The organism is Roseimaritima multifibrata (genome assembly GCF_007741495.1).
GTDB classification, from domain to species: Bacteria; Planctomycetota; Planctomycetia; order Pirellulales; family Pirellulaceae; genus Roseimaritima; species Roseimaritima multifibrata.
Map to the genome: position 1 here is coordinate 3,742,116 of NZ_CP036262.1, position 16,963 is coordinate 3,759,078.

General features: G+C 53.4%; 13 protein-coding genes. 8 read left to right on the plus strand and 5 right to left on the minus strand.

The window, feature by feature from the left end; genetic code table 11:
* The first annotated feature begins 44 nt into the window (after positions 1-44).
* Positions 45-980, plus strand: a complete 936-nt coding sequence (locus FF011L_RS13525; protein WP_145352156.1) for a histone deacetylase family protein — start codon at positions 45-47, stop codon at positions 978-980.
* Positions 981-1,194: 214 nt separating this feature from the next.
* Here FF011L_RS13525 and FF011L_RS13530 read toward each other — a convergent pair whose 3' ends face one another.
* A complete protein-coding gene (locus FF011L_RS13530; RefSeq protein ID WP_145352157.1) occupies positions 1,195-3,891 on the minus strand; it encodes a bifunctional acetate--CoA ligase family protein/GNAT family N-acetyltransferase in 2,697 nt (898 codons plus the stop codon).
* Positions 3,892-3,941: 50 nt separating this feature from the next.
* Entirely contained in the window at positions 3,942-4,394 is a 453-nt protein-coding gene (locus tag FF011L_RS13535; RefSeq protein WP_145352158.1) for a DsrE family protein, read from the minus strand.
* Positions 4,395-4,983: 589 nt separating this feature from the next.
* On the opposite strand from FF011L_RS13535, the gene trxC reads away from it, so the two are divergent.
* The 5 genes from trxC (at position 4,984) to FF011L_RS13560 (ending at position 10,599) form a co-directional block, all read left to right on the plus strand.
* Positions 4,984-5,397, plus strand: a complete 414-nt coding sequence (trxC, locus tag FF011L_RS13540) for a thioredoxin TrxC (protein ID WP_145352159.1) — start codon at positions 4,984-4,986, stop codon at positions 5,395-5,397.
* Between the two features lie 693 nt (positions 5,398-6,090).
* Positions 6,091-7,155 (plus strand): NAD(P)-dependent alcohol dehydrogenase, encoded by a 1,065-nt coding sequence (locus FF011L_RS13545; protein ID WP_218932609.1) that lies wholly within the window; start codon positions 6,091-6,093, stop codon positions 7,153-7,155.
* Positions 7,156-7,174: 19 nt separating this feature from the next.
* Positions 7,175-7,342 (plus strand): P-loop NTPase family protein, encoded by a 168-nt coding sequence (locus tag FF011L_RS13550; RefSeq protein ID WP_218932610.1) that lies wholly within the window; start codon positions 7,175-7,177, stop codon positions 7,340-7,342.
* A gap of 66 nt (positions 7,343-7,408) precedes the next feature.
* A complete protein-coding gene (locus tag FF011L_RS13555) occupies positions 7,409-8,437 on the plus strand; it encodes an NADP-dependent oxidoreductase (protein ID WP_145352160.1) in 1,029 nt (342 codons plus the stop codon).
* Between the two features lie 779 nt (positions 8,438-9,216).
* Positions 9,217-10,599: a transposase gene (locus FF011L_RS13560; protein ID WP_145352161.1), complete on the plus strand. Its 1,383-nt coding sequence runs from the start codon at positions 9,217-9,219 to the stop codon at positions 10,597-10,599.
* Positions 10,600-10,792: 193 nt separating this feature from the next.
* On the opposite strand, the gene FF011L_RS13565 is transcribed toward FF011L_RS13560, so the two are convergent.
* Positions 10,793-11,104: a hypothetical protein gene (locus tag FF011L_RS13565; protein ID WP_145352162.1), complete on the minus strand. Its 312-nt coding sequence runs from the start codon at positions 11,102-11,104 to the stop codon at positions 10,793-10,795.
* A 185-nt stretch (positions 11,105-11,289) separates the two neighbouring features.
* The gene (gene cls, locus FF011L_RS13570) at positions 11,290-12,789 is read right to left on the minus strand and encodes a cardiolipin synthase (RefSeq protein ID WP_218932611.1); all 1,500 of its coding nucleotides are present in this window, start codon (positions 12,787-12,789) and stop codon (positions 11,290-11,292) included.
* Positions 12,790-13,045: 256 nt separating this feature from the next.
* Between cls and FF011L_RS13575 the strand changes: the two genes are divergently transcribed.
* On the plus strand, positions 13,046-13,807 hold the full coding sequence (locus tag FF011L_RS13575; protein WP_145352163.1) for a TVP38/TMEM64 family protein: 762 nt from the start codon (positions 13,046-13,048) through the stop codon (positions 13,805-13,807).
* A 114-nt stretch (positions 13,808-13,921) separates the two neighbouring features.
* Positions 13,922-15,478 carry a mercuric reductase gene (locus FF011L_RS13580; RefSeq protein ID WP_145352164.1) on the plus strand — a complete coding sequence of 519 codons (1,557 nt, stop codon included), beginning with the start codon at positions 13,922-13,924 and terminating at the stop codon, positions 15,476-15,478.
* 69 nt (positions 15,479-15,547) lie between these two features.
* Here the strand turns inward: FF011L_RS13580 and FF011L_RS13585 are convergent, their stop codons facing one another.
* Positions 15,548-16,921: an NAD-dependent succinate-semialdehyde dehydrogenase gene (locus FF011L_RS13585; protein ID WP_145352165.1), complete on the minus strand. Its 1,374-nt coding sequence runs from the start codon at positions 16,919-16,921 to the stop codon at positions 15,548-15,550.
* Between the last annotated feature and the right edge of the window lie 42 nt (positions 16,922-16,963).

Genomic DNA, 16,963 nt, shown 5'->3' on the forward strand with positions numbered 1-16,963 from the left:
ATGAGTTCACGCTGCAAATGTAGCCTGGGAAAGCAACTTGCCAAATGACACTTTTTTATTATGACCCGATTTTTCAAGAACACGTGACGGGCGACCATCCCGAAAACGGTGGACGCATCCTTTCTGTCATTCGGCACCTGAGCTTTGTCGGTCTTGACGCGAGTTGCCGGCGTCCATCCTGGAAACCGGCTTCCGCGGAAAGACTCTGCTACGTACACACCCCTGAATACGTCGAATCCGTCAAACAATTCGCATTGAGTGGGGGCGGCTACATCGAAGAAGATACCGCTGTCAGCAAGAAGTCCTACGAAATCGCGTGCATGGCCGCCGGTGCGGCATGCGATGCGGTGGAAAGAGTGGTCCGCGGCGAAGACAAAACGGCTTTCTGCCTAGTCCGCCCTCCTGGGCACCATGCGATGCCAGATCATGCCATGGGATTCTGCTTGCTAAATAATATCGCGGTCGGGGCGAGGGTTGCGACGCGGGAACTAGGGATTGAACGCGTATTGATCGTCGACATCGACGTGCATCACGGAAATGGCACTCAAGCAATTTTCTGGGAAGACCCCCTTGTTGCTTACTTCTCGATGCACTGCTTCCCGCTCTATCCAGAAACGGGGGCGGCCGATGAAATCGGTGCCGGGCCAGGAGTCGGCACGATCTTGAATCTGCCAATCGCACAGGGAACCCCACGAGACGAACTGCTGGGCACTTTCAGACATCAGCTGAAGGAATTTGCTGCGCGTATCAAACCGCAACTGGTTCTAGTCAGTGCTGGCTTTGACGCACACAAAGACAACCCCGTCGGTTCGTTGGGGCTGGAAACAGACGACTACAAAGGAATCACCCGCTCCCTTTTAGAGATCGCAGACGAATACGCCGACGGCAAACTGGTCAGCGTCCTGGAAGGCGGTTACAACCCGCACGCTCTGACGGACTGTGTCACCGTTCACTTAGAAACGCTTCTAGGCGAAATCTAAGCCCCAAGTGCTGAGAATCAACTTGCCATAAATCGCGTCCACTCTCTTAGCGGAACGGCGCAAGCCGTCCGGCAAATTCGTTGTGTGTTTCCATGCGATTGCCGGACGGCTTGCGCCGTTCCGCTAAGAAATTTGTTCGCCGATGGTATGGAACATACGGCGTGCCGCTGCCTAAACGGTCCTTTCCCGAAGCCGTTTGAAACCTTGTGCTGGCCTATTTCTGGACGGCAAGTTTCTTGCGAGCAACCACGGAATCACGCGCATGGCTTCGATCAATATCAAAATCGCGGTGGGAAAACATGTGGATCATGCGTTCATTTTGTGGAGCCGTTTCGGCGATGACCGATTGGATACCCCAGGAATCACAGATCTCAAGACAGTGATCGGTCAACATCGATCCGACTCCCTTACCTTGCCAAGGATCGCTCACAATAATCGCATATTCAGCTTCGCGATGATCCGCATCGGCAACCAAACGGCCAACACCAATTAACTTCCGTTGACCATCCTCTTCGGTTTCCGCAACGATTGCGATTTCTCGGTCGTAGTCAAGAAAGCAGAAACGCGTCGCCATTTGATGAGTCGTTGCTTTGAACATGTAACGGAAACGCAGGTGCAGCGATTCGGGTGAGCAACTGGCCACCAGTTCGTGCCACATCGGTTCGTCTTCGGGTTTGATGGGGCGAAGCAATACCTCGGTTCCATCTTTCAATTTTGTCTGCTTGGAGAATTCAACGGGATAGGGGCGGATGGCAAGATGGGAGTACGCACGAGGAGGATGAAGAACCGCTTGGTGATCCAGCACGATCCTGGCATCAAGCGCGACGGCACCCTCGGGTGTCGCCAGCAACGGATTGACGTCCAGTTCCACAATCTCGGGGAAATCGGCGACCAGGTAGGACAAACGCATTAGAACTTCCACCAACCGGTCAAGGTTGACTCCTGGACGTCCGCGATAGCCCTCCAGCAGCGGCCACAATTGCAACGATTCCAACATGCGTCGTGCAAGGTTTTCACTCAGCGGCGGTAGTTCGAGCGCAGAATCGTGAAAGAGTTCGGCATTCGTTCCGCCTGCCCCCACCAGTAAGACAGCGCCGAACACAGGATCACGTTTAGCACCGATAATCAGTTCGCGTCCGTCAGGTGCAACCAGCATGTGCTGAACGGTAACGCCTTCAAGATGTGCCGAAGGCCGATGCTGCTTAGCCCGTTTCAGAATCCCCTCAAACGCTTCGGTAACCGCATCCGCATCCATCAGGTTCAGTTCGACCCCGCCCACGTCTGTTTTGTGCGTGATATCGGGCGAGTGAATCTTCAGCGCGACAGGATATCCCACACGTGCGGCGTAATGCACCGCATCCTCAGCCGTACGAGCGATATAGGTCTGAGTCACCGGTATTTCATACGCTTCCAATAGCGCTTTCGATGCCGTCTCGCTAAGAATGTCGTTTCCTTCACTCAAAATCGTGTCGAACACGGCGCGGAGCTTGTCACGATCGAGAGCGAATTCGATCGGAACCTCTCGCGGCGTTTCGTAGAGTGTTTCGCGGTTTCGGGCATACGACACAAGGTGCATGAAAGCTCGAATGGCTTTTTCGGGGGATGAATAGGTCGGGATTCCCTCATCATTCAGAAGTTTGATGCCCTCGCGCACCTTGCCGCCCCCCATCCATGCCGCTATCAGCGGTTTGCGAGACAGCTTAGCCGCTTCGATCACTGCTTTCGCTGCGCCTGTCGGGTCGGTCATTGCCTGTGGAGATAACACCACCAGCACGCCATCCACCTCTTCAGCGCCCAACACGATTTCTACGGCGGCGGAAAAGCGTTCGGGCGGAGCGTCGCCAATCACATCGACAGGGTTACCGTGTGACCATGCCGCTGGAAGTTTCTTGTTTAGTTTGGCGATAGTTGCACTGGACAATTCGGTCAAGACGCCATGTCGTTCCAGCAACGCATCGGTCGCCATCACCCCGGGGCCGCCAGCATTCGTGATGATTGCCAAACGCGGGCCAGATGGAAGTTTTTTTCGAGCCAGCAGTTCGGCACAATCAAAAAGATCGTCGACGTCGAACACGCGTACAATGCCTGCACGTGCCATCGCCGCCTCATAGACGCTATCGACCCCCGCCATCGCACCGGTGTGTGACGCAGCCGCCTTGGCGGACTGAGCGAATCGCCCAGCCTTGTAAGCGATGATCGGCTTTTCCCGGGAAAACGCCCGAGCCGCTGACATGAATCCTCGCCCTTTGCTGATCGATTCCATATACAGGATGATCGACTCGGTATAGCCATCGGTTGCAAAGTAGTCAATCAAATCGGCGATCCCCACGTCCAACATGTTGCCGACAGACACGAAATTCGAAAAGCCGACATTTTCTTGAATTGCCCAGTCAAGGACTGCCGTGCATAACGCGCCCGACTGCGAGATAAACGCGACGCGACCCTTTATAGGTGAATCACTTGCGAAACTGGCGTTAAGCGAATGATGTGGCGCCATCACGCCAAGACAATTCGGGCCGATGATCCGCAGTCCAGCAAACTGCCTAGCCATCCCCCGAATCTCTTCCTCTAAGGCAGCGCCTTCTTTAGACGCTTCACGAAACCCTGCCGACAGAATCACCAATCCCCGAATCCCCGCTTCACCGCATTGGCGAACGATATCGGGCACGGTAGCCGCCGGGGTACATATCACGGCTAGATCGACTGGATCGGGGATTTCACTCACCGCCCCGAAACAGGCCACACCGTTGATTTCGGTGTATTTAGAATTCACCGCATAAACAGCGCCGGTAAACCCACCATCGACCAGGTTCAGAAGAACCGTATTGCCGACGCTAGACGGACGTTTGCTTGCCCCGATAACGGCAACGCTTTTAGGAGCAAAAATCTTGTCTAAATTGCGAATCGGCATGTCTCAATACTCTCCGGACCACGCGAATAGCGGATGTGGATTTTGGGGTCTTAGTAGTCCATGATCTTGTCGGCGTCCATCAGCATTTTTCCGAGCGATGGCATGGTTGCGATCTCCGCATTGCGTTTGAGCGCTCCGTCACCAATCCGAGCCGATTTGGCACAATGCGGGCAGACCACAACCTTACCACCACCTTCGGTGAAGCTGTCATAGTGTGTTGAAAGCGTTGGGGAATCCGGTCCCCAGGTCAGGTCCAGCGACTGTCGGCGTTCGGCCAATCGAACGCCCTCAAGGTCAAGAAAGATCGTAACCTCCGCACCATGTTCCTGCATTAGGTTCGCAACTTTCAACGCCATGAAACAGCGATGCAAGTCATCGGTGAAATGCGACAGATGCACAACCACTTGTTGCTTATCTCCCGCTGGCTTCGCATCGTCCGCTCTCGCAGAAGACTGAGCGAGTGGCAATAAAAGCGTGGCAAGAAACATTACGCGAAAAAGCATGGTACTTTCCTATTGGAAGAAGGTAGGTGCCGTCTCTACCGAGTCGGCAAAGGCAGGTTCTGAATGTTTTTTTTGAACCTTTATTTCAAAAACAATTATGCATTTGCTGTGCCAACCAACATTCCCAAACGCTCGTTCAGCGTTCCACGGACCGGATTTGAAAGGGTTAGAATGAATGTTGTTCGTCCTGCATTCGCACGACGCCAAATACGACCATGGTCTTGGTTACCCAACCGGAAGATCGTATTGCCTATCGCCACCTAACCTCGCAAATTTCAAGTCCAGTTCGCGACCGAGTGAGCAGTACCGCACGCGTCGACCGCGTACGCACATTAGGCCGCTCACTTTCACGGCAGAGATCCTCGCTTTACAAATACTTGCCAATGACGCTATTCCGTTTGGCACTCCTGTTGCTTTGCACGTCGATTACGAATTTACTATGACGCGAGTCATTGCTCCGTCAGACGCGAAAACGCGGGCGAACAGCCCGTCGGCTTGTCTACGAACAAGCTCGTTTCCGACGGATGATGCGAACATTGCCACGTGGTCGTGTCGCTAGAATACTTCCACTGACGAAGGAGTCCCCACCGTGAATCTAGTCTGCTCCGCATGCTCTGCTTTGAATCGCGTTCCCGATTCGAAGTTGCACGACAAGCCTGTCTGCGGCAAGTGCAAACAATCTCTACTACCCGATAAACCTGTCGAACTTACCGACGCCACTTTCGCAAGATTTATCGCGAAAACCGAAGTGCCTGTGCTCGTCGATTTCTGGGCACCTTGGTGCGGCCCCTGCCGGATGATGGCACCCGCATTCGCGGAAGCGGCCGCACAACTATCACCACAGGTCATCCTCGCCAAATTAGACACCGAAGCCAATCCCGTGGCAGCGTCTCCATTCGGGATTTCAAGCATCCCGACAATGATCTTGTTCAAGCGAGGAGCCGAAGTTTCGCGGCAATCCGGCATGCTAAACGCAGACCAAATCGTTCAGTTCGCCAGCTGAGAAAATTGGGGATTCGCGAGCGGCAAGGACTTGCAAAAAAAATGGTTGCGAGTGAGGTCGCAGGCAGCCAATGTCCAGCACCGCTGCGCAACAGCTTGTTCTGTTAGTGATTGTCGCCTTTTCGCTCGGGACGTGCGATATATAAGTTGACGGTTTGACAGCAGCTGGCACCTGCCCAGACATCCAAGCGCCACGTCCCCTCGTCGGTTTACCCGACAGGAACGCAAGATTTGAAATTAGAGGTGGTTGCCCCCACGGTTTTCGCATCCCGTTCGGATTGCCGCTTTCAGCGGCAATCCGAACGGGATGCGTTTTCCTAGAGCCATGCGAACTAATTTCAAATCTTGGCTTCATGCCAGGCAAGCTGGCATGGGGCCTTTTCTCCCTGCCACACTCACTACTTATTTATCGCACAACCCCCGCGAAAGAACGTTCCCTTAAAGCTACTTTCGGGTAGCCAAAGGCTACAGTCTTTCTCCGCGTTCGATTAGATCGATAGGTCGTTGCGCAGCGGGCTGGGATTTTGGTCGCTTGCCAACCCAATTCAATCCGTCTGGGAACCACCAGCTCATCGATCGCGCGTCCCCGCTGTTCACAAACGCTAAAGTGGCCCACTGTCGCTGGCACGCTGTTTGCGTTGCCAAACCTCCGCAAGGTTCGACTTTACAAATACCCAAATTTGCGGAAACAGCTATGGCTGACTTGATGAAAGCGTTTGTGATGGAAGGGATTGGGAAAACCGCATTCATGGACAAACCGGTCCCTGAACCCGGCCCCAATGACGCAATTGTTAAAACGACTCGAGCTCTCGTTTGCACCTCCGATGTGCACACCCTTAAGGGAGCCATTGGCGATCGCAGCAACCTGACGCTCGGACACGAAGCGGTTGGTGTGGTTGCAAAATTGGGGAGCGAAGTGCGTGGGTTCAAGGAGGGAGATCGTGTGGCCGTTAACGCCATCACCCCCTGTTTTCAATGCCAAAACTGTCAACGCGGATATACTTCCCAGTGCGATACGATGCTGGGTGGTTGGAAATTTGCGAACACCAAAGACGGCAACTTCGCAGAATACTTTCACGTCAACGACGCTAGCGCAAACCTGACCTCGATTCCCGGTTCGATCTCTGACGACATTGCAGTCTATGCGTGTGACATGCTGTCGACCGGATTCATGGGCGCCGAACACGCGAACATACCGCTAGGCGGGACGGTCGTCATTTTTGCCCAAGGTCCCGTCGGATTGATGGCGACTGTCGGAGCTCGTCTGTTGGGTGCCGGTTTGGTGATCGGTGTCGACGGCGTTGCAGCACGCCTTTCGCTGTCTCGTCACTTTGGGGCCGACGTCACGATCGACTTCACCCAACAAGACCCGCTCGAAGAAATCCTCAAACTCACCGGTGGCGTCGGAGTGGATTCGGCGATCGAGTGTCTCGGTTCCCAGGCGACGTTCGAATCTTGCGTGAAAGCCACTCGCCCAGGCGGCACGATCTCGGTTGCGGGATACTTTGGTCATGGCGACAGCGTCGAAATTCCTCGAGTGGAATGGGGCGTCGGCATGAGCGACAAAGTGATTCGGACGGGACTCTGCCCCGGTGGAAATGTACGCATGTCACGCCTATTGGGATTGATCGAACGCGGTCGAGTCGATCCGTCACCGTTGACGACTCACAGGTTTGCGTTCGACGATGTCGACAAAGCGCTGCACCTGATGGAAACAAAAGAAGACGGCATCCTCAAGCCGCTAGTCGTGTTCAAATAGTGAACCGACAATCTATCTGGTGACGTTTACAATCCCGGTGACCTACTATTTTGAAATCCTGCGTGGTGTGGTCTTGCGAGGTGCGGACTTATCCGATCTGATGCCTTGGGTGCTGGGGCTGACCGTCTGTGGAGTGGTTGTGCTTACCCTCAGCGTCTCACGATTTCAAAAACGATTGAGTGGCTAGATGGCACGAGGTTTGCCGTCACTTCATCCATCAGAAACCCTAGTTGCAACATATAAAGATATTGATATGCCTCAATCACCAGAAACAAACCGGCGAATCGTACTGAACTCTCGCCCCCATGGTGCTCCGTCACCCGACAACTTCCGCCTGGACACTACGGAACTACCGAAACCGACTGACGGACAGATGTTGCTGCGAACCGTCTACCTATCGTTAGATCCGTACATGCGCGGGCGGATGAGTGACGCGCCGTCGTACGCCGCTCCAGTTGAACTTGGCGAAGTGATGGTGGGGGGGACCGTCTGTCAAGTCGAACAATCATTTCATCCTGAGTTTGCTGTGGGCGATTGGGTTTTGGCGAACACAGGATGGCAGGATTATGCCGTATCGGACGGGCAGGGGGTGATTCCGCTTGGGCGAAATTTAGAGCATCCCGCCAGGTCGTTGGGCGTCCTTGGGATGCCAGGTTTCACCGCCTATATGGGGCTGCTTGACATTGGTCAGCCCAAACCTCGCGAGACCGTTGTGGTCGCCGCAGCGACCGGTGCGGTCGGATCCGCAGTCGGCCAGATCGCCAAGCTAAAAGGGTGCCGCGTCGTAGGCGTGGCAGGCGGGCCTAAAAAGTGCAAAGCCGCTGTCGAAACGTTTGGCTTTGACGCGTGCATTGACCACTACGCATCCGATTTCGATCAGCAACTGGCAGATGCGTGCTCAAGCGGTATCGACGTTTACTTTGAAAGCGTCGGCGGGAAAGTGTTCGATGCCGTCCTCCCACTTCTGAACGTTAAGGCTCGGATTCCGGTATGCGGATTGATCGCCCACTACAACGACACCGCCTTACCCGAAGGCCCAGATCGTTTGCCGTTGCTGATGCAAACGTTTTTGATTCGACGAATCAAAGCACAAGGATTCATCATTTTCGATGACTACGGCCCGCGTTATGGCGAATTCCTCGCTGAAATGACCGAGTGGGTTAAATCAGGGAAAGTGAAGTCGATCGAGGATGTCGTCGAGGGCCTGGAGAACGCCCCCAACGCCTTCATCGGTTTGTTAGAAGGCAAGAACTTCGGCAAACTAGCGGTCCACGTCGGCTAGCACCAAAACGCGTCTGCCGATACGTGTACGTTTCTCTAGTTAAAGCGGGTACCTGCCGGCCATTGCCTGGGTGATTTCCTGGCATTGGTTCTATCCGGCTGGGACCGTGCAGGCGATTTAATGAGTGTCGTCTTTCGCTCGGGTTGTGCGATAAATAAGTTGACGGTTTGACAGCAGCTGGCACCTGCCCAGACATCCAAGCGCCACGTCCCCTCGTCGGTTTACCCGACAGGAACGCAAGATTTGAAATTAGAGGTGGTTGTCCCCACGGTTTTCGCTTCCCGTTCGGATTGCCGCTGAAAGCGGCAATCCGAACGGGAAGCGTTTTTCTAGAGCCATGCGAACTAATTTCAAATCTTGGCTTCATGCCAGGCAAGCTGGCATGGGGCCTTTTCTCCCTGCCACACTCACTACTTATTTATCGCACAACCCCCGCGAAAGAACGTCCTTTTCCAGCTACTTTCGCGGGGACGTGAAGTCTATAGATGAAGGGTTGCAGCAGTTTACGAGTCTATATTTCGCCAAGCGAACACGTAGCCCGGAGGGCGGCAGATACTTGCCGGCGGCGCAAGCCGCCGGAGTGGGGATCGCGAAAAGGAAAGCCCAGCGGGCGACAGAACCACCCTTGTCTGTCGCCCGCTGGGCTTTAATACGCGCGCTAGGTATCCGTTGGCTTACGCCGAGCCCTTTCAAGCTAGCACTTTGGCGTTTTGGCATCTTGTTTGCGACTCTATCTAAGTAGTTTACTTAGAGGATGTTACGCAAAATGAGGTGTTGAAATGAATGTTGACGAACTGCTCGAACGCTTCAAAAAAGATTGTCCTGTAGCGTTAGGAACTCGTTTAGTGCTCAATCATTTGCTCAGTAACGAGCGGATGGACGCTCTCTTTGCGAGGCATGTAGAACGCCAAAGGTGCGGTGAACTATTGTTTTCTTCAGTCGCTGACGTCATGGCATGTGTTGCCCTGAAAATCAAACCTTCGGTGAATGCTGCTTACAGACGACACAAAGAAAATATCGAAGTTTCCATCGCATCCGTTTACAACAAACTTCAAGGCATCGAGCTGCAGGTGAGCCGTGCTTTGGTTAGTGAAACAGCAGCCGAGCTTTCACAGTTGTGGGATCATCTTGAAGGTCCCAAATCATTGCCAGTGTTTAACGGCTACGCCACGCGGATCATGGACGGCAACCACTTGGCAGGAACGGAGCATCGCATCAAAGAGCTACGGACTCTTGGCGCTGCAGCCCTACCGGCCACCACCATTCCAATACTCGATCCCGACAAGAAGCTACTTGTGGACGTGATTGTTTGTCGCGATGGACATGCCGGCGAAGCCACTTTGCATCCCCAAATTTTTGACCTCGTCCAAAAGGATCAAGTTTGGATTGGTGACCGCCACTTTGCTTCGCAGAAGATGATGACGACCATCGCCTTAGACAAACAAGCGTTTTTCGTTTTGCGTCATTCAACAGCTTTGCTGCCGAACTGGGAATCGCAAGGAAAACGCAGTAAAATCGGGCCTTGTGATGGTGGCGTTTTGTATGAACAGAAGATTTCTTTTACGTACCAAGGCCGCCCCCTTCACTTGCGTCGGATCACGATTGAACTCGATAAGCCGACTCGCAAAGGGGACAAAGCCGTCCACATTTTGACCAATCTGCCCAAACGCGTCAGCGCAAAAAAAGTGGCGAAGGGATACCGTAAGCGATGGAACATCGAAACAGCCTTCCAGCAACTCGCCACGACGCTTCACAGTGAAATCAAGACGCTTGGATATCCCAAAGCGGCGCTATTCAGTTTTTGCATGGCGGTAATGATGTACAACATTCTGAGCGTGATAAAAACATCGATTGGCTGTGCAGCGAACGACGCGGATTTAGCCGACAAGGTCTCGAGTTATTACGCGGCCAATGATGTCTCGGAATCGTGGAAAGGTTTTGCGATAGCGGTCACCGAAGAAGAGTTTGATTCTGTGTATCGAGAACTAACCTTGGAGCAGCTCGCTAAGGAGCTGGTCGACATCGGAAAGCAGCTCGATTTCAGCCGTTACAAAAAGAGCCCCAGAGGCCCAAAGAAGCCGCCACCAAAAAAGAAAAGCGGTAACCGCGGCAACCATGTTTCGACTGCCAAAATCCTCGACCAAAGAGCCGCTAAGTGCTAGCTTGAAAGGGCTCGGCTTACGCCAACGGCAAGTATCTGCCGCCCGCTGGGCTAATAGCACTGCACTCAGACTCCGAAGGGCAGGGTTGAAACCGCAACCTGTAAATCGCACGTCGCGAGCGAAAGGCTACTATCCTTCCCCGCTTGCGAATAAATCGACAGCCCATTTCGGATGCTACCAAGAAACAGTGCAGCTACGCATGTGCGTGGGAATAGGTTGGCGGATCACTTGCGGGAAAACTCTCGTCCGAAGCTTCGTCGATCATCTCTTCATCATGAGCGAAACCGGCAGCTCTTGCTTTCTGCCAGCCGACGGCAAGTTTCGAAGCGGCCGCCGTTCGTTCGAGTAAAACGTGATAATGATCTGGCGCCGCTTGCGTCGCGAACTCTTCTGCCTGCCGAAGAAATTTAGATTTCTGATCGGCGTTCCTTGATATCGCCACCGCACATCGCCGCAGGTGATCGCATAGTTCCGTCCATTCAGATTCCAAATAGGGATCTTTCATTGGTTTTCCTTTGCATTGCATATCGAATTGAATAACTAACGCGAACGCCGAATCGGTCGATCGAATTCAATAAGTCTGCAATTTCGATGCCGAAGACAAAACGGCCAAAATACATCCCAAGTGTGTCACGAAAGCACAGATCCTGTGCACCGCTGGACAACGCGGAAGGAAAGGATTGCCACGTTTTAAAGAACCGGGCTGAACAGACGAGCTAACGCCGTCCCGGCTCGAGCGAACCATGGACGCAATGGCCGATTCGACCCATTACTGCGTTTTGCGTTGGCAAAATCTCGATCGAGCATCTTTTCCACCTCACAGATGAATGCTCGGTCCTCAATCGCAACCATCACTTCAAAATTCAGGTGTAGCGACCGGTTATCAAAATTGGTCGATCCGATCAGCGTCAACGAATCGTCAACAAGAACACATTTCTGGTGAAGCATGCCATTTGTAAAACGGAATACAGGAACGCCAATCTCCGCCAATTTTCGTTCGTAATAGAATCCTGCCAGGTAGACGGCCCACAGGTCGGCAACGGATGGGATCAGCAGTCGCACATCGACTCCACGTGCCTTTGCCATGGCCAAGGCTACGATCATCGCATCATCTGGTACCAGATAGGGCGTGCTGATCCAAAGGCGCTCCTTGGCAGCCCCAATGGCAGCCGAAAACATCATCGACGTGCGCGGTCGTTCGTCGGCGGGTCCCGTCGTGCAAACGGCTCCCAATCCGCTCGGTTCTTCCTGCAAAGAAGGATCGTTAGAATCCGTTGTCCCGCAGTCCGTCTTCCGCTGCCAATCGGCCTCTGGTAGATCGGCTCTAGCCGCCCAGTAGTAATCACCGGCAAACACCGCTTGGACTTTTCGGGTCAGACTCCCCTCGATTTGAACGCTGGTGTCCCGCCATGGCGACATCGAAGGAATCGCCCCCAGATATTCATCCCCCACGTTCAACCCGCCGACGATCGAGACTCTGCCATCGACGACGATCATCTTGCGGTGATTTCGAAAGTTGACCTGAAATCGATTCACCCAGCCCTGACGGGTGTTGAACGAATGCACATCCACACCGGCTTCGGTTAGGCGACGCAGATATCGGTTTGACAAACGAATGCACCCGACTTCGTCATATAACAGCCGAACCGTTACGCCTGCGTTAGCTCGTTCGATCAGTGCATCCGCAAAACGCTTTCCAATCTGGTCGTCACGGATGATGTAGAAGGAAGCGTACACGTACCGTTTCGCCGACTGGATTTGCCACAGCATCGTATCGAAAAAGGCTATCCCATCGATAAGCAATCGATATTTATTTCCTTGGCTGACCGGAGTCCCCATGACGGTGGCAACCTGTGCCAAGGGGGACTGAAACGTCCGCGGCTGATTGCACGGCTCGCTGAATAATTCTCGACGGATCGAAGTAACCGATTGATCATGTTCCTTTCCGATATCCCGGATCGCCTCTCGATATCCCTCGAACCGATTCCGGGCGAACACCCAGTACAGTGGCAATGCTAGGTAGGGAAGGGTAACCAACCCGACGACCCAAGCGACTGCAGCCTGTGAGGTTCGGACATGTTGAAGCGAGTGGAACGCCGAAAGCAGGGCGCACAAATGAATCAGCACCAAACCTGCTGGAATCAAAAGGCCCGCCGAGCCGTAATCAGAATACTCAAGCAGATATGTCATCGTGCCAGTATCCTCGGCGTGAATGGTTCCAACAAGCCGATCGCAGAGGCAATAATTCGCAGGACCGATTCCCCTCGGCTGGATTAACCGAAGTCCAATCCCCAGTCGGTGCCGTTGACCCAAAGTGCTTTCGGGGGGCATGGGCCGAGACAGGAGCTTTGTTTTCTTTACTTTTCTGTAAGGTTCTGCCTCCTGCTTCGTCTTCCATCCATCGTATAGTCATAGGACTACATTAACTTACTTGGAAGGAAAGACGATGGATGATGACCTCGGAACCCCGGTCCAGAAGACTCGCTCTTCGCTTGGCAAGAAAGCCGGAGTCTTTTTTATCGTGGCGGTCGCGGTTCTCCTCGTTTACTTCAAATTCGGCCACTTGCTCAGCCTAGAAGGTCTCGCAACCCAGGAATCACAGCTACGAGCTTACCAGGCCGAACATCCGGTCCTGGTGTTCGGGGCAGCGTTTTTGGTCTATGTCCTCGCCACCGGTTTGTCACTTCCTGGTGCCGCGGCCCTCACACTCGTCTACGGCTGGTATTTTGGATTTGCACGCGGACTGGTCCTTGTCAGTTTCGCATCGACCGCTGGGGCGACGATGGCGTTCTTGCTCAGTCGGTTTCTATTTCGTGACGCGATTCAAAATCGATTTGGGCAACGACTGGAAAGCTTCAACCGATCCCTGGAGAAAGAAGGGCCCTTTTTCCTGTTCACTTTACGACTAATACCTGCGGTTCCATTTTTTGTCATCAACGCAGTCATGGGCTTAACCCCGATTCGGACGCGAACATTTTGGTGGGTCAGTCAAGTCGGCATGCTGGCAGGTACGGTGATCTACGTTTATGCCGGGTCAAGCGTACCCGACCTGCAAACGCTTGCGGACAAAGGGATCGGCGCGGTCTTCACTCCCAGTCAACTCGTAAAGCTCGCGATCGCCTTTGCCCTGCTGGGGCTCTTTCCGCTGGCCGTTCGATACGCAATGAAGTTCTTTTACCGTGGTCGACCGGTGGGCGATGGCCAATAAATGGCCATACCAACAAGTCGGCTTCCCCGAAGGGACGTAGCCAACACTTGCAATGCCCCCCCTCGGCGGTTCCCGAACACTTCATCCAACGATCATCCACGAAAGATCCCTGCTATGACTTCTAAGATTATCCAGTTGCAACCCGATGATGAACACAACCAGGCTCTTGAAGCGAACGTGCACCCGCCCGAATGGCAAAACCCTACTCCAAGCCAACCGTATCATTTAGTGGTCATCGGTGCCGGAACCGCAGGACTGGTCACTGCCGCCGGAGCCGCCGGCTTGGGAGCACGGGTCGCGATCATCGAACGGGAATTAATGGGTGGTGACTGCTTGAATGTTGGCTGTGTTCCATCAAAGGGAGTAATTGGTGCGGCTCGAGTGGCGGCAAGCGTTCGAAACGCAGCTCCGTTTGGCGTTAACGTTCCCGAGGGAGCCGCCGTTGATTTTGCCAAAGTGATGGAACGAATGCGTTCGAAGCGCAGCCAAATCAGCCACGCGGATTCCGCCAAACGTTTCAACGGCCTGGGCGTCGACGTATTCTTCGGCCAAGGGACCTTCGTTGATGACAATACGATCTCGGTGACAAGAAAAAGTGGTGAGGTCTCAGAACTGAAATTTAAGAAGGCGGTCGTGGCAACTGGGGCCCGTGCCGCAGCGCCACCGATTAAAGGCCTTGATGGTGTGAACTACTTGACCAACGAAAGTCTCTTTTCGTTGACCGAATTGCCCAAACGATTCGGGATCGTCGGAAGTGGGCCCATCGGCAGCGAAATGGCTCAATCATTTGCTCGGTTTGGGAGCGAAGTCTTCCTGTTCGAACGAGGCGACCATATCCTGCCGCGTGAGGACGCCGAAGCATCCGCAGTGGTACAAGACCAATTTATAAAAGATGGAATCCATCTGATTCTGGACGCGAAGGATATGGAGGTCGCCGCAGGGCCGGGAGAGTCGATTCGCGTTAAAGTCACGCAAAACGGTCAAACAACCGAAACGATTGTCGATCACTTGTTGGTCGCGGTCGGTCGTGCACCGAATACAGACGGGTTGAACTTAGAAACGGTGCATGTGAAGTACGGTCAACAGGGATTGGAAGTTAACGACCAGTTGCAAACAACCAATCCACGGATCTATGCCGCCGGCGACATTTGCTCGAAATATAAGTTCACACACGCAGCCGACTTTCAAGCTCGAATCGTCATTCAGAACGCTTTGTTTGCCGTGGGACCATTTGGCAAGAAGAAAGCTAGCGACCTAATTATCCCCTGGGCGACCTACACTTCGCCGGAAATCGCACATGTTGGTATCTACCCACATGAGGCCAAGGAAACAGGAGTCGAAATCGATACCTACACACAACAGCTTGAACATGTCGATCGCGCCATCTTGGAAGGCAATGACGAAGGCTTTGTGAAGATCCACACGAAAAAGGGAACGGACACCATCGTTGGTGCAACCATTGTCGCCGAAAACGCTGGGGACATGATTTCAGAAATAACGGTGGCGATGCAGAACAAGATCGGCCTGGGAGGAATCGGATCCGCCATCCATCCTTACCCAACTCAAGCCGAAGCGATCCGAAAGTTGGGAGACCAGTACAGCCGGACGCGGCTAACCCCATTCAGCAAAAAGATGTTATCCATCCTGCAAAGGTTAAACGTAGGAAAGTAGGATGCGTTCTTGCCGGCCGGATTCCATTTTCAAGCACCGCAAAGCGATCCTGCCTCATGGGGATCCGTCCTACGTTTTGGGCCCTAGGTGAATCAGTTTTTTGTTTATAAATTCTTGGATGCCCAGGCTGGAGAGTTCTCGTCCATAACCGGAATTTTTAACTCCTCCGAACGGCAACTCGGCTTGAGACCTAGTGGGTTGGTTCACGAACATCATGCCGGTTTCGATTTGCTCGGCGACCCTTTGACCTCGCTGGATGTCTTTTGTGTAAACACTTCCCCCAAGACCGTACGATGATCGGTTTGCAAGTTCGATCGCCGCCGCTTCGTCCTTCACCACATAGACCGTTGCGACAGGCCCGAAAAGCTCCTGGTCGAATGTAGGCATGTCGGGGGTCACATCCGTCAGGATCGTTGCGTTGAAGTAGGCCCCCTCACAGTCCGGTCGATCTCCACCAAGTAAAACGGTTGCACCGGCGTCGATACTGGATTGGACTTGCTGCAGCAATTTGACGGCAGCTTCTTCGCTCGACAGTGGTGCAAGGGTTGTATCCTCATCCATCGGGTCACCGATTTTCAGCTTCGACATTCCTTCCTTGAAAGCTGTCAAGAATTCGTCGGCAACCGATTCCACGACGATGAACCGTTTGGATGCGACACATGATTGCCCAGCATTCACAACCCTTCCCTTGACGGCCAACTCAGCCGTTTTTGGAATGTCTGCGTCTTCGAGGACGATGAACGGATCGTTCCCACCCAATTCTAAAACAGATCGTTTCAGGTTTTTGCCTGCCAGAGCTGCCACAGCCGCCCCCGCTTTTTCGCTCCCCGTTAAAGAAACGCCTTGCACTCTGGAATCCGCAACAACGGTTTCCACGAACTCTGAAGGGATAAACAAGTTGGTGTAAACGCCTTTAGGGAGACCGCATTCATCAAACAGTTCAGCGATCGCCTGAGCGCACTGCGGCACGCTACTGGCATGTTTCAGCATGACGGCATTGCCAGCCATAATGTTTGGGGCGGCAAAACGCACGACCTGGTAGAACGGGAAATTCCAAGGCATAACGCCCAGCAGCACGCCGATCGGCTCTTTACGGATGTAAGCGTTTGCGTCAACATCCTCCATCGGTTGGTCTGCAAGAAAGGTCTCGGCGCCGTTGGCATAGAAATCCGATATCTCCGCACAATACTCGATTTCTCTACGGCTCTCGGAGATTCGTTTCCCCATATCCAACGTGATCAGTCTGGCGAATTCATCGCTCCGCTTGCGAAGTTCTGTCGCGAATGCAAGCAGGACCTTTTTTCGTTCGGCGAAACTTGTTTTTCGCCAACTCTGGTAAGCCTCCCCGGCTGTCGCAACCGCATTTAGCGATTCATCCTTCGAAAGTGATGTAAAAGTTTGGAGGGTTTCATTGGTCGCAGGATTGATACTGGTAATGGGCATTTTTTGACTCCATTGAAGAATATCTAGGGGCAAGTAATGGGA

Bases quoted from the DNA above. Each gene is read 5' to 3' on its own strand.
- FF011L_RS13525 (WP_145352156.1), top strand. From the start codon at position 45: ATGACACTTTTTTATTATGACCCGATTTTTCAAGAACACGTGACGGGC.
- FF011L_RS13530 (WP_145352157.1), bottom strand. From the start codon at position 3,891: ATGCCGATTCGCAATTTAGACAAGATTTTTGCTCCTAAAAGCGTTGCC.
- FF011L_RS13535 (WP_145352158.1), bottom strand. From the start codon at position 4,394: ATGCTTTTTCGCGTAATGTTTCTTGCCACGCTTTTATTGCCACTCGCT.
- FF011L_RS13545 (WP_218932609.1), top strand. From the start codon at position 6,091: ATGGCTGACTTGATGAAAGCGTTTGTGATGGAAGGGATTGGGAAAACC.
- FF011L_RS13555 (WP_145352160.1), top strand. From the start codon at position 7,409: ATGCCTCAATCACCAGAAACAAACCGGCGAATCGTACTGAACTCTCGC.
- FF011L_RS13560 (WP_145352161.1), top strand. From the start codon at position 9,217: ATGAATGTTGACGAACTGCTCGAACGCTTCAAAAAAGATTGTCCTGTA.
- FF011L_RS13565 (WP_145352162.1), bottom strand. From the start codon at position 11,104: ATGAAAGATCCCTATTTGGAATCTGAATGGACGGAACTATGCGATCAC.
- cls (WP_218932611.1), bottom strand. From the start codon at position 12,789: ATGACATATCTGCTTGAGTATTCTGATTACGGCTCGGCGGGCCTTTTG.
- FF011L_RS13575 (WP_145352163.1), top strand. From the start codon at position 13,046: ATGGATGATGACCTCGGAACCCCGGTCCAGAAGACTCGCTCTTCGCTT.
- FF011L_RS13580 (WP_145352164.1), top strand. From the start codon at position 13,922: ATGACTTCTAAGATTATCCAGTTGCAACCCGATGATGAACACAACCAG.
- FF011L_RS13585 (WP_145352165.1), bottom strand. From the start codon at position 16,921: ATGCCCATTACCAGTATCAATCCTGCGACCAATGAAACCCTCCAAACT.